Annotated in this window: 10 protein-coding genes and 1 pseudogene; 9 read left to right on the top strand and 2 right to left on the bottom strand. The window is 60.7% G+C overall.

Features of this window, described 5'->3' with window-relative positions:
* Positions 1-255 precede the first annotated feature (255 nt).
* Entirely contained in the window at positions 256-1548 is a 1293-nt protein-coding gene (locus tag AC07VY_RS05490; RefSeq protein WP_495096453.1) for an aspartate carbamoyltransferase, read from the top strand.
* 210 nt (positions 1549-1758) lie between these two features.
* Here the strand turns inward: AC07VY_RS05490 and AC07VY_RS05485 are convergent, their stop codons facing one another.
* The gene (locus AC07VY_RS05485) at positions 1759-2754 is read right to left on the bottom strand and encodes a LacI family DNA-binding transcriptional regulator (protein ID WP_495096454.1); all 996 of its coding nucleotides are present in this window, start codon (positions 2752-2754) and stop codon (positions 1759-1761) included.
* A 175-nt stretch (positions 2755-2929) separates the two neighbouring features.
* Here AC07VY_RS05485 and gudD point away from each other — a divergent pair, with 175 nt between their 5' ends.
* The 8 genes from gudD (at position 2930) to AC07VY_RS05445 (ending at position 12617) form a co-directional block, all read left to right on the top strand.
* Positions 2930-4273: a glucarate dehydratase gene (gene gudD / locus AC07VY_RS05480; protein WP_495096455.1), complete on the top strand. Its 1344-nt coding sequence runs from the start codon at positions 2930-2932 to the stop codon at positions 4271-4273.
* 41 nt (positions 4274-4314) lie between these two features.
* Positions 4315-5598: an ABC transporter substrate-binding protein gene (locus AC07VY_RS05475; RefSeq protein ID WP_495074527.1), complete on the top strand. Its 1284-nt coding sequence runs from the start codon at positions 4315-4317 to the stop codon at positions 5596-5598.
* 161 nt (positions 5599-5759) lie between these two features.
* Positions 5760-6749: a carbohydrate ABC transporter permease gene (locus tag AC07VY_RS05470; RefSeq protein ID WP_495096456.1), complete on the top strand. Its 990-nt coding sequence runs from the start codon at positions 5760-5762 to the stop codon at positions 6747-6749.
* 13 nt (positions 6750-6762) lie between these two features.
* Positions 6763-7830 (top strand): carbohydrate ABC transporter permease, encoded by a 1068-nt coding sequence (locus tag AC07VY_RS05465; RefSeq protein ID WP_495096457.1) that lies wholly within the window; start codon positions 6763-6765, stop codon positions 7828-7830.
* Positions 7831-7851: 21 nt separating this feature from the next.
* Positions 7852-8853 carry an ABC transporter ATP-binding protein gene (locus AC07VY_RS05460; RefSeq protein WP_495096458.1) on the top strand — a complete coding sequence of 334 codons (1002 nt, stop codon included), beginning with the start codon at positions 7852-7854 and terminating at the stop codon, positions 8851-8853.
* Between the two features lie 18 nt (positions 8854-8871).
* Positions 8872-11286: a glycoside hydrolase family 31 protein gene (locus AC07VY_RS05455; protein ID WP_495096459.1), complete on the top strand. Its 2415-nt coding sequence runs from the start codon at positions 8872-8874 to the stop codon at positions 11284-11286.
* A gap of 435 nt (positions 11287-11721) precedes the next feature.
* The gene (locus tag AC07VY_RS05450; protein ID WP_495096460.1) at positions 11722-12213 is read left to right on the top strand and encodes a hypothetical protein; all 492 of its coding nucleotides are present in this window, start codon (positions 11722-11724) and stop codon (positions 12211-12213) included.
* Complete coding sequence (locus tag AC07VY_RS05445; RefSeq protein WP_495111287.1) at positions 12201-12617, top strand: hypothetical protein; 417 nt, start codon at positions 12201-12203, stop codon at positions 12615-12617. The genes AC07VY_RS05450 and AC07VY_RS05445 overlap by 13 nt, the downstream gene beginning before the upstream one ends.
* Before the next feature lie 288 nt (positions 12618-12905).
* Here AC07VY_RS05445 and AC07VY_RS05440 read toward each other — a convergent pair.
* Positions 12906-13145 (bottom strand): annotated as a pseudogene (locus tag AC07VY_RS05440) (LysR family transcriptional regulator); the annotation flags it as partial.
* Between the last annotated feature and the right edge of the window lie 45 nt (positions 13146-13190).

The following is a 13190-nucleotide window of genomic DNA, read 5'->3' as shown; positions in this document are numbered from 1 at the left end:
CAGGGATTACCTGCGCTAGCAGCTATTTTTTAGTAGCAAATCAATCTAGCATGGCGCCAGGACTTCTTGCGCGCGTGGAGCACTCCCGTACACCAGTTAGGCCCTGGCGTGGTGCCTAGTTGATGCGCAGCGACATGCCCGCTTTTTTGAAAAAAGCGAAGCTTAGCCTTCGGTTCCGCTTGGCCTGGTCATCAGAGTGAGCATCATCAATTCGCCTGTTGCAAAACATACGCTTAGCGTATATATTTGCGATCCATGACTCAAGCACAACAGGTACTTCTTCGCGATGCGATGCGGCGGCTCAACATGACCCGAGAGGCCTTCGCTGAGCGAATTGGCTCTCGAAAGCGCGCTCTTGACGCTTGGCTCCTGCCCGACGAATCGGCAGAGTACCGGGCCATGCCCGAGGTTGTGCGGCGGTTCGTAGGGGAAATTCTTACCCAGGCTAGTGCAACAGAAAAAAGTACGCAAAGCGTATACAGCACAAATGCAAATCCATCGGATGCCTGGCCGGGAACAGTGCACTTGCTGTCTGTCTCTCAATTCAGCCGCGAAGCAGTGGAGGCGCTGTTTTCTTTGGCAGACGTAATGCAGCCGATTGCGCGCCGCCGCAAGGTTTCCCGGGTTCTGGAGGGCGCAGTGCTGGGCAATCTGTTCTTTGAAGCCAGCACCCGAACCCGGGTGAGCTTTGGCGCTGCGTTCTGCAGACTCGGGGGCTCCGTTTGTGACACCACGGGCTTCACCTTCTCGTCCATGGCCAAGGGCGAATCCATCTACGACACAAGTCGCGTCATCAGTGGCTATGTGGATGCACTGGTCATTCGGCATCCAGAGCAAGGCTCGGTGGCAGAGTTTGCAAGCGCGACCAACATCCCCGTGATCAACGGTGGCGACGGCCCAGGCGAGCACCCAAGCCAGGCGCTGCTGGATCTGTACACGATTCAAAGAGAGTTTTCACACATCGGCAAGCTGATCGACGGCTCGCACATCGTGCTGACGGGTGACCTCAAATATGGGCGCACGGTGCACTCCCTGGTCAAGTTATTGACGCTCTACCGCGGCATGAAGATCAGCCTGGTTTCTCCGCGCTCACTGGAGATGCCACCCGAACTCGTCCATCTGGCTTCGAGCCGGGGGCATGTCGTCGAACAATCCAACTCTTTGCGCACGGCCGTGGTGGGGGCCGACGTACTTTATGCAACCCGGATACAAAAAGAACGATTTACAGAGGAAGCGATAGATGGCTACGACCAAAGCTTCGAGGTGAATCGCGCCCTTCTTGATGCCACGGGCAAAGCCGACACCGTGTTGATGCACCCCCTACCCCGAGACAGCAGGCCCGGCTCCTTCGACCTGAGCGTGGACTTGAACACCGACCCTCGACTGGCGATTTTCAGGCAGACCGACAACGGCATTCCCATCCGCATGGCGCTGTTTGCGCAAATGCTCGGAGTCGACAGCCTGGTCCAACGGTCGATGCGCGACGCGTCGTGGAGATCGCCGGCACATATTGGCCCCGATGACGCCCTGCTTGCCGACGAGGCGTAGACGCACATCGGCACTTACACGCGCCTCCGATGCCGCACGGGTGAAGACACCCCAGCTGTACCCGCCACTGGGCAACGAGGCGGCTTGCACCACACGGAAAGTATCAACGCAAGGCAATAGCGATCAAGGCTCCCAATGAAAACAGCCGCCAGCGCAGGGTGCACCTGCGTCAGCAGCTATTTTTTTAATAGCACCCACCAAACACCCAGGTCAGGCCGTCCCCCGCTCCACGATCGAAAAACCAATGTCCACAATCGGCTCGGCAATCGCAATGCCATCGGCCCGGTCCACGATGTACTGGGCTGCGGTTTGCCCTATGCGCGTGCCGTCTATGCGCACGCTGGTCAGGGCGGGTTCCAGGCTGGCGGCGAAGCCCACGTCGCCCAGGCCGACGATGGCCAGTTGGCCAGGCACGCTGATGCCCCGCGTTTGCGCTTCGATCAGTACGCCCAGGGCCAGCATGTCGGAGCTGCAAAACACGGCATCTGGGGCCTCCGCGCGGCTGAGCAGCTCGGCCAGGCCCGCACGCCCGGCGCCCAGAGTGGTAGGCGGTGGCGTGAGGTACACCGGCACATCGGTCTGCCAGCCCAGGCTGCGCGCCATACGCTGAAAGCCGCCGTTACGGCGGCGCGCGCGTTCGTCGTCACCACACATCAGGGCAGGCCGGCGGTAGCCGCGCTGGTGCAGATAGGAGCAGACCGCGGCACCGATTTCTTCGTTCGAAAAGCCCACCAGCATGTCGATGGGCGTGGGCGTCAAGTCCCAGGTCTCGACCACCGGAATGCCGGACGCCAGCAGTTGGCGCCGCCCGGCGGCCGAATGCATGATGCCGGTCAGCACAATGCCGTCGGGCCGGCGGCGGATGATGGCGTCCAGCAGCGCGTCTTCGCGCGACTGCTCGTAGCCGCTCTGGCCGATCATCAGCTGGTAGCCCCGGGCGTCCAGCGCCTGGTTCAGCGACTGTATGGTTTCCTGGAACACCGGCCCCACCAGCGTGGGTAGCACCGCCGCCACCAGCCGGGCGCGCGACGAGCGCAGGCCACCGGCCATGCCGTTGGGGATGAAGCCGGTGCGCTGCACCACCTCCTGCACCTTGGCCAACGTGGTCGGCGATACCTGCTCTGGGTGGTTCAGCGCGCGCGAAACCGTCATGGCGGAGACTCCAGCCAGGCGGGCGATATCGTGAACAGTCAGGGCTTGCGACATGCTTCAATGATATCAATAACATTCTTGTCAACAAGGTGTTTTAGGTACGGCATTTAATTTCGTTCATAGGCATTTAAGGGTATACCCTCTGTTTTGAGGATTTTCCAGAAGCTATTCTTCGCTCACTTTGTTATCGATAACAGACAACAATACCAACCCACTACATTCGCCGCCCATGCCCACTCCGTCTTCACATTCCACGCCCCGCATTACCGAACTTCGCGTGATTCCCGTTGCGGGCCACGACGACATGCTGATGAACCTGTCGGGGGCGCACGGCCCGTTCTTCACCCGCAACATCCTGGTCCTGACCGACAACGCCGGACGCACCGGCGTGGGCGAAGTACCCGGCGGCGAAAAAATCCGCCAGACGCTGGAAGACGCCCGGGCCCTGATCGTCGGCCAATCCATCGGCAACTACCAGGCCGTCCTGAACGCCATGCGCAAGCAGTTCGCCGAGCGCGACAGCGGCGGGCGCGGCACCCAGACTTTCGACCTGCGCGTAGCCATTCACGCCGTCACCGCTGCCGAGTCAGCCCTGCTGGATCTGCTGGGCCAGCACCTGGAAGTGCCGGTTGCCGCCCTGCTGGGCGAAGGCCAGCAGCGTGACGCCGTGCAGATGCTGGGCTATTTGTTCTATGTGGGCGACGCCAAGAAGACCAACCTGGCCTACCGCACCGAGCCCGGCGCCGACAACGCCTGGTTCCGCCTGCGCCATGAAGAAGCCATGACGCCGCAGGCCATCGTGCGCCTGGCCGAAGCCGCGCAAGAACGCTACGGCTTTCAGGACTTCAAACTCAAGGGCGGCGTGCTACCCGGCGACGAGGAAGTCGATGCCGTGGTGGCACTGCACGAACGCTTCCCCGAAGCCCGCGTCACACTGGACCCCAACGGTGGCTGGCTGCTGAAAGATGCCATCCGCCTGGGCCAGCGCATGCGCGGCGTGGTCGCCTATGCCGAAGACCCCTGCGGTGCCGAGGGCGTGTACAGCGGCCGCGAAGTAATGGCCGAGTTCCGCCGCGCCACAGGCCTGCCCACGGCCACCAATATGGTCGCCACCGACTGGCGTGAAATGGCCCACAGCCTGGCCTTGCAGTCGGTGGACATTCCGCTGGCCGACCCGCACTTCTGGACCATGGCCGGCTCCGTGCGCGTAGCCCAGCTGTGCCAGTCCTTCGGGCTGACCTGGGGATCGCATTCCAACAACCACTTCGACATCTCGCTGGCCATGTTCACCCATGTGGGCGCAGCCGCACCGGGCAAGGTCACGGCCATCGACACGCACTGGATCTGGCAAGACGGCCAGCGCCTGACCAAAGAGCCGCTGCAGATCCAGGGCGGCTACGTGCAAGTGCCCAAGAAGCCCGGCCTGGGCGTGGAGCTAGACATGGTCGAAGTCGAAAAAGCCCACCAGCTGTACCTGCAGCACGGACTGGGCTCACGCGACGACGCACAGGCCATGCAGTTCCTGATCCCCGGCTGGAAGTTCGACAACAAGCGTCCGTGCATGGTGCGCTGAGCCTGATCCAATATCAAAACATACCCAAAGGAGACAAAGCCATGAAGCTCAACCACACCCCCTTGAAGATCGCTGCCAGCGTTGGCCTGCTCGGCCTCGCCGCCACCCTGCCCGGAATGGCGTTGGCCGACATCCGCGTCATGTGCTACCAGGACGGCATCGAATGCGATGTGACCGCCGACCTGATCAAGCGTTACGAGAAGCAAAACCCCGGCGCCAAGGTGGCCCTGGACATCGTGCCCTACAAGACTGTGGTTGAGCAGCTGCCCATCCAGCTGGCCGCGGGCCAGGGCCCGGACATCGCCCGCGTGGCGGAAATCGGTGGCTTGTCGAAGAACTACATCGACATCGGCCCCTACCTGAAAGACCGTAAGTACTGGGAAACCAACTTCGGCACCACCCTGCCCTGGATGCGCAACAAGGCGGGCGACAAGGGCATCTACGGCATGCTGTCGCAAATGACCATGACCGGGCCTTTCGTCAACAAGACACTGTTCGAACAGGCCAAGATCGCCCTGCCCGGCCCCAAAGCCACATGGGAAGAATGGGCCGACGCCACCCGCAAGGTCGCCAAGGCCACCCAGACCCCCGCAGCCATGGCTTGGGACCGCTCGGGCCACCGCTTTGCCGGCCCGGCCATCAGCTATGGCGCCAAGATTTTCGATGCCAAGGGCAACCTGGCGCTGGACGATGGCTACAAGACTGCTGTGGGCAAGTTCGTCGCCTGGCATAAAGACGGTACCATGCTGAAGGACGTGTGGGGCGGCTCCGGTGGCTCCAGCTATGCCGACACCGTGGGCGAATTCAAGAACGGCCGCCTGGTGATGATCCTGTCCGGCTCATGGCAGATCAACCGCATGCAAAAGGAAATCGGCAACGCCTTTGACTGGGTGGCCGTGCCCAACCCCTGCGGCACCGCCGCCTGCAGCGGTATGCCCGGCGGCTCGGCCTGGGTCGCACTGAAGACCACCAAGTCGCCCAAGGAAGTGGCGCAGTTCCTGGACTTCATGGCGCAAGAAGCCAACGTGGCCGAATTCGCCTCGCGCACCAACACCATTCCAGCCCACGCCGGAGTGGCACAACGTGGCCTGGCCTACACCAGTGCCGGGCCTGCTGCCAAGGCTGCGCTGACCGTCTTCACCAACGGCGCGCCCACCGTGGCCCCTGCGGCCTACGCACTGCAAGGCTACAAGTACAACCGCGCCCTGATGCTGCCCACCGTGACCCGCGTGACGCAGGCCATCGTCGGTGAAATCAGCGTGGACGAAGCCATCACCAAGATCAGCGCCGACATGAATGAGGCCGTCAAGCAAGCTGAAAAGTAGCCAGCTGCTCCGCGCTGCGCCAGATGCCTTTTAGGCCTCCAGCGCAAATAGATACTGCGCAAGCAGCTATAAAATTTGTAGTATTTGAATAGCCACCTCTAGGCGCCATTGCGTCTAGGGGCACCGCCTGCGCCAAGCGGGTGCTACAGGAGAGGATATCCATGTCCGTGTTTCTGCGCCTTCTAGGCTTGTTTTTCAATCTGTTCGAGCCGGTCTTTCGGCTGGGCCAGAAATGGCTGGGCAACTCCCGCATAGGCTGGCTGTTTGTCGGGCCCAACCTGCTGGTGATCGGCGTGTTCACCTTTTTGCCCATCGTCATCAACCTGGTATACGCGGCCACGGGCGGCGTAAATCTGCTGCCTACGCAGCGCCCGTTTGTGGGGGTAGAAAACTTCTCCATCCTGCTGGAATGCCGTGACTACATGGACCTGCAGACCTGCCGCACCGACATCTTCTGGCGCTCAATTCTGAACACCATGAAGTTCAGCCTGATCCAGGTGGTGCTGATGGTGCTGTTCTCGCTGCTCACGGCCCTGGTGCTGAACCGCAAGATCATCGGCCGGGGCTTCTGGCGCGGCGTGTTCTTCTACCCCGTGCTGCTGTCGCCGGTGGTAGTGGCGCTGATCTGGAAATGGCTGCTGCAAAGCCAGGGCGTGTTCAACGCCGGCCTGGTGGCCATGGGCTCGCAACCCATGGACTGGCTGCTGGACCGACACTGGGCCTTCTTCTGGGTGGTGGCTGTGTCCATCTGGGCGCACATGGGTTTCTACACCCTGATCCTGCTGGCCGGCCTGCAGGCCATCCCGAAAGACGTGTACGAAGCCGCCGAGATGGATGCCGCCCCGCCCTGGCGCGTACTCACCCGCGTCACCCTGCCGCTGCTGATGCCCAACCTGATCGTGGTGCTGGTGCTGGTGATGATCCGCGCGGTGCAAAGCTTTGACGAGGTCTTCGTGCTGACCGGCGGTGGCCCGGGCTCGGCCACCACCTTCATCGTGCAATACATCTACCAGACCGGCTTTGCCGAGCAGATCCACCTGTACGGCCTGGCCGCCGCGGCATCGCTGATTCTGGCCGTGGGCCTGATGGCGCTGACCCTGGTGCAGCTGCGCCTGTCCAAGGCCAGCGAAGCCGGCAAGACCAAGAAATAAGAGGACAAGCCCAATGGCCAATTTCATTACCCGCACCCGTGGTGGTGCAAACAGTGGTAAATATGGTGGCAGCCGCCTGCACTGGACCGACTGGCTCTCTTACGCCTACCTGCTGGCAGGCCTTGTCGTCATGTTCGGCCCCGTGCTGTGGCTGGTCATGTCGTCTTTCAAAACCGAAAGCGCGCTGAGCCAGTTCCCGCCCAGCTTCCTGCCCTACAGCCAGAAAGAGGTGGTGGTGGCGGGCTTTGACAAACCGCTGCCGCTGTTCCTCGCCAAGGACGAAAGTGGTAAAACCCGCGAGCTGGCCCAGGTGCGCCGCATCGGCATCATCGCCACCATGGTGGACCCAGCCCAGCCGGAAACGGAAATCAAGGTCAACATCAACGACCGCAAGCCCTTGAATGAACTGAAGTTTGCCAGCGGCAACTACACCGAGCTGTTCGGCAAGTTCGCCTTTGGCACGTATTTGTGGAACAGCGTGTTTATCACCGTGGTGGCCACCATCCTCACGCTGCTGTTCAACTCCATGGCCGCGTTCGCACTGTCCAAGTACCAGTTCCGTGGGCAAAAGACAGTGTTCGTGCTGATCATCGCCACACTGATGATTCCACCCACCATCATCCTGGTGCCGGCCTTTCTGGTGATCTCGGGCCTGAACCTGCTAAACAACCTGTGGGGCGTGATCCTGCCGGCCGTGGCCACGCCCACCGGCGTGTTCCTGCTGCGCCAATACATGCTGACCATTCCCGACGAGCTGCTGGAAGCCGCGCGCATGGACAACGCCAGCGAATGGCGCATCTACTGGAAGATCATCCTGCCGCTGGCCGCGCCCGCCATGGCGGTGCTGGCCATCTTCTCCTTCATGTGGCGCTGGAACGACTTCCTGTGGCCGCTGATCGTGCTGTCCAAGTCGGAGAATTTCACCCTGCAGCTGGCGCTGAACGCCTTCCAGGGCGAGCTAAACACCCAGTGGCATTACCTGCTGGCGATGACGGTGATCACGCTCATCCCGATCAGCCTGGTCTTCACCTTTTTGCAGAAATACATCACCACTGGCATCGCCGGTGCCGGTGTGAAGTAACACTTTCATAGGACGTATACCGTGGCTACTCTGGCACTCTCCAATATCGTCAAGGCCTTTGACAAAAGCACCATCATCCATGGCGTGGATCTGACCGTCTCCGACGGAGAATTCGTGGTCTTCGTCGGCCCTTCAGGCTGCGGCAAGTCCACGCTGCTGCGCATCATCTCCGGGCTGGAGCCCGCCACCAGCGGCGACATCCTCATTGACGGCCAGCGCGTCAACGAGGTGTCGGCCGCGCACCGTGGCTGCTCCATGGTGTTCCAGTCGTATGCGCTGTACCCGCACATGAGCGTGTACGACAACATGGCTTTCGGGCTGGAAAACCTGGGCGTGGCCAAATCGGTGATCGAAACCAAGGTCACCGCGGCCGCCACCATGCTGCAGCTGGCCCCATTGCTGCAGCGCAAGCCCACGCAACTGTCGGGCGGTCAGCGCCAGCGCGTGGCCATTGGCCGCTCCATCGTGCGCGAACCCAAGCTGTTCCTGTTTGACGAGCCGCTATCCAACCTGGACGCCGAGCTGCGCGTTTCCATGCGTGCCGAGATCCGCGACCTGCACGCCCGCCTGGGCGCGACCATGATCTACGTCACCCACGACCAGGTGGAAGCCATGACCATGGCCGACAAGATCGTGGTACTGCGCGCCGGCCGCATCGAGCAGGTGGGCACGCCGCTGGAGCTGTACAACAAGCCGCGCAACCAGTTTGTGGCCGGCTTCATCGGCAGCCCGCGCATGAACTTCGTACCCGCGGCGCAGTTCCCCACCGCCTTGCCCGGCGCGCACACAGTGGGCATACGCCCCGAGCACGCGCAACTGGACGACGCCGGGCCGCTGCAGCTCAAGGTCAAGCAGGTAGAGCAACTAGGTGCCACCAGCATCCTGCATGGCAACGTGGTGCCCGACGCGCCTTTCGAGCTGATCCTGAATGGCCAGACCACCATCCAGCGCGGCGACACCGTGCGCGTCAGCGCGCCTGCCGAGCACCTGCACTGCTTCGACAAAGACGGTCTGCGTCTGTAACTCTTGCACACCAACACCATGCGTCTCGACAATCCCCCCCTCTTCGCCCTGCATGCGCGCAGCGGCAACCACCTCGAACTGCGCAGCACCGGCGGCGCCGTGGCCCATGTCTGGGTGCTGGAAGAAGACATTCTGCGCGTGCTGGTGCTGCCCAGCGGCCAGCTGCACATGCCGCGAAGCTGGACGGTGGCGCCCGGTCTGGAAAACCTGCCCGTGGAGGGCCGCGACCGCTTCGACACCAGCGGCTTCTCGCTACCGGCCTTCGCGCTGACGCAGGATGAAAAGCAGCTGTGCATCACCACAGCGGCCGTGCGCCTCACCATTACCCTGGCCGGCTTCTTCTGCCGCTGGGAAAGCCAGCACAACGGCGCCTGGCAAGCCACCGCCGCCGACCGCAGCACGCAGAGCTATAACTTCGGCTGGTGGGACGAGAAGGTCTACCACTACCTGGCGCGCGAGCGCGGTGAGGCCTACTTCGGCCTGGGCGAGCGCGCAGGCGATGCCAACCGCGCCGGCCAGCGCTACCGCATGTGCAATCTGGACCCCATGGGCTACAGCGCGCGCAACACCGACCCGCTGTACAAACACATCCCGTTCTACATCACCCGCAAGGGCGGCGAGAAGGATGCCGGCCTCTGCTTCGGCCTGTTCTACGACACCCTGTCCGACTGCAGCTTCGACATGGGCCGCGAACTAGACAACTACCACGGCCACTACCGCTACTTCGTAGCCGACCATGGCGACCTGGACCTGTACTACATCGCCGGCACCGACCCCGCCGCCATCACCAAGCGCTACACCTGGCTGACCGGCCGCCCCATCTTCCCACCGCGCTACGCGCTAGGCTATTCGGGCTCCACCATGAGCTACACCGACGCGCCGAACGCACAGGAACGCATGGGCGAATTTCTGGAGCGCTGCGCTGAGCACGACATCCCCTGCGACTCGTTTCACCTGTCTTCCGGCTACACCTCCATCGGCCCGGGCCGCTACGTGTTCAACTGGAACCGCGACAAGTTCCCCGACCCCGCCGCGTTCGTTGAGAGCTACCTCGCCAAAGGCGTGCGCCTGGTGCCCAACATCAAGCCCGCCCTGCTGCGCGACCACCCGCGTTTCGAAGAAGCCCGCCAAGCCGGCCTGCTGGTGGCCGACCCCGACGGCCAGCCCACCGCCATCCAGTTCTGGGACGGCACCGGCGCCTACCTGGACTTCACCCAGCCCGCCACCATCGCCTGGTGGAAAAAGCAGGTGACCCAGCAGCTGCTGCAGTACGGCATACCCACCACCTGGAACGACAACAACGAATACGAGATCTGGAGCGACCAGGCCATGTCGTACGGCTTTGGCACGCCACGCCCTGCGCGTGAAGCCAAGCCGCTGCAAACCCTGCTGATGATGCAGGCGTCGCACGCCGCGCAGACCGAATTCGCCCCGGCCGAACGCCCCTACCTGGTGTCGCGCTCGGGTGCTGCCGGCATGCAACGCTATGTGCAAACCTGGTCGGGCGACAACTACACCGCCTGGGAAACCCTGCGCTACAACATCCGCATGGGCCTGGGCCTGGCGATGTCCGGCGTGTCCAACACCGGGCACGACATTGGCGGCTTCTCCGGCCCCGCGCCCAGCCCCGAACTGCTGGTGCGCTGGGTGCAGCACGGCATCTTTCTGCCGCGCTTCAGCATCCACTCGTGGAACGACGACAAGACGGTCAACGAGCCCTGGATGTACCCGGCCGCCACGCCGCAGATCCGCGCGCTGATCCACCTGCGCTACCGGCTCATGCCCTGCCTATACGACCTGGTGTGGCGCTACCACAGCGCGTATGAGCCCATCATCCGCCCGACCTACCACGACTTCCCGGAAGACCCGCGCTGCCTGGAAGAAAACGACGACATGCTGCTAGGCGCCAACCTGCTGGTGGCATCGGTCGTGGACGAGGGCCACACCCAGCGCCGCGTCTGGCTGCCCGGCAGCGGCGGCTGGGTCGAATGGGCCACGGCGCAGTACTACAAGGCTGGCCAGCACATCACGCTGGACGCGCCGCTGGACGGCCCGCCGCCCCTGCTGGCGCGTGAAGGCAGCGCCATCGCGCTGAACGTGGGCGAGATCCATTTCGCCCAGGTGCAAGACGTACGCGGCTTCCAGGTCTTCCCATTCCAGGGCGCAGGCCAGTTCGAAGCCACCTGCTTCGAGGACGACGGCCACACCCAGGCCTGCCGCGACGGCAGCCACGGCCAATGGCGGCTGCAGGTCAGCAGCACGGCAGAAACGCTCAGCATCCAGGTGCTGCGTGAAGGAGCCCGCGCGCCGGTGCAAGACAGCGTGGTACTGTATGTGCCCGCCAGCGACACGCGCAGCTTGCAGTTCGGCAGCGCCATGCTGCAGAGCAGCACGGTAGACGGCGCCTGGCGCCAGCTGACGCTCAAGCTCTGATATACGTCAAAACCACTGCTAGCGCAGGATTTACCTGCGCTAGCAGCTATTTACTCCATAGCATTTCAAGCAGGCAAGCGCGCCAACAACCGAGAACGCGTTTACGGTCTAAGGCAGTCTAAAGTCCAAGCTATCGTGCACCGAAACGGCGGTTAACTGCGTATTTCGGCCTGGTGGAGCGGCAGTGCCAAAAATTGTTGACCAGTCATCCGGGGGCAATGGTTTTTCCATGCAGGCTGGTATTTAGTGGAACGTGAGAGTGAATTGGTACTATCGGCCACACCCGGACATTCCGCTAGCATCGCAACTGAAGCCGTGATTGGACTCAAATCCCAAATTTTTCAAATATCGATTTCAAATCGGTATGCCATTCCATACAGGACCAAGTTACTGAGAATGCCAAAAGAGTCACTTCGCGGAAGGAGTTTAGGCACATTGAGCCTTGCTACTCTACTTGTTGGGATCTTATTAATTGGGTCATTATGGGTTCATCGTACGACAACTCCAAACCTTGTCGAGGGTGACACTCCGGCGCCATTCGGGTCTTCAATTGCGTTGGAAGTTGTTCCATCGCCAAATCGACGTCTTATTGCTGGTGAAAAATTCGACTTCAAATTCAAGGTCAACTTTGTCTTGAATGCAGATCATGGCAAAGTGACACTCATCATGCAGCCGACAACAAATGAATGTTCCTGGCGCGCGATTACCACTGAGATAAACCATGGCAATGGCACGGCACTAACTGGTATTTCCCTTGGTTATGAGCAGCTACCAGACACGGATAGCATCAAATTTACAGCATTACTTGCCGGTGAAAATCAAAAAGAAACATCAACAAAATCCACTGTTGCCCTGCCAGTTAAACGGCTGGACATACCATTGGAAAAATCAGCATTAACACCAAGGCACTCCAATTGTCACGCATAAATATAAACAGCCGTTTTTCCAGAATCGGATTGCCAAATATTCGTTGGCTATTTTTGCTAATAGCTGCCGCTTTTCACGTCAGTGGTACTTGGAGTGAGATTGGTCCAGAACTGCAGATTTTTTCTGGCAAATCGACTGACCTCACAATAATAAAATGCCTGCCATTGGAATACATCGAGATCATCTTACCTGGCATATTTGTTTTAATTTTCGGATGGTGGATGATTTTTGAAGCACTGCGAACTCGGAGATACATACTCACCAAGGCGATGTTTATTTTTATCGCTTGGTCAGGATTCATTCTGATTCAGATTTTTCCAATTTTCGAAAATCTACTTGGTTTCTGGTGGCAGTTTGGCGATCTAAAGGCCCGTCTTCTTCAGTTCTCTATTAACTGGCTTTAATATAAAAATTAATTACCCAACGGAAGTATTATTCATTTCCGCATTGCAGGCATTCATACAGCTGTTTCAAAGATGAAATCTTGATAGTCCAGTGCAGCTTGTCAACACTCCTCCACACTGACATTAAATATCTTTATCTCCTGAACCAACATTTAGCATATCAACACCAGCGAAGTAGTCAGCGACTACCGGAGTGACGGCCCATGATTTCCGCAATGCACACTCCATCAACGACCACCAGCTAAAACAGCCCCCAGCGCAGATAAAACCTGCGCTAGCAGCTATCAATTACGCAGCACCAGCACTCTGGGGCAAGGCATCGAAGCAGCTTTGCAGATACTCCACGCAGACCCGCACCTTGGCGGATGTGGTCAGGCGCGCCGGGTACACGGCCCACACGTCGGCCTGCTGGTCGTAGGCAGGTAGCACTTGCACCAAGGCGCCCGACTGCAGCAGCGGCGCCACGTCCCACAGCGAACGCAGCACCGCGATCTCACCGTGGTTGGTGGACAGCGGGCCAGTCACCTTGGCCAACTGCTTCGAGGACGACGGCCACACCCAGGCCTGCTGTGA

The organism is Rhodoferax sp. GW821-FHT02C08 (assembly GCF_059421805.1).
This window is presented reverse-complemented; position numbering and strand designations above follow the sequence as displayed.

Coding starts and splice junctions, on each gene's coding strand:
- gudD (WP_495096455.1), top strand. CDS start 2,930: ATGCCCACTCCGTCTTCACATTCCACGCCCCGCATTACCGAACTTCGC.
- AC07VY_RS05470 (WP_495096456.1), top strand. CDS start 5,760: ATGTCCGTGTTTCTGCGCCTTCTAGGCTTGTTTTTCAATCTGTTCGAG.
- AC07VY_RS05455 (WP_495096459.1), top strand. CDS start 8,872: ATGCGTCTCGACAATCCCCCCCTCTTCGCCCTGCATGCGCGCAGCGGC.
- AC07VY_RS05475 (WP_495074527.1), top strand. CDS start 4,315: ATGAAGCTCAACCACACCCCCTTGAAGATCGCTGCCAGCGTTGGCCTG.
- AC07VY_RS05485 (WP_495096454.1), bottom strand. CDS start 2,754: ATGTCGCAAGCCCTGACTGTTCACGATATCGCCCGCCTGGCTGGAGTC.
- AC07VY_RS05490 (WP_495096453.1), top strand. CDS start 256: ATGACTCAAGCACAACAGGTACTTCTTCGCGATGCGATGCGGCGGCTC.
- AC07VY_RS05465 (WP_495096457.1), top strand. CDS start 6,763: ATGGCCAATTTCATTACCCGCACCCGTGGTGGTGCAAACAGTGGTAAA.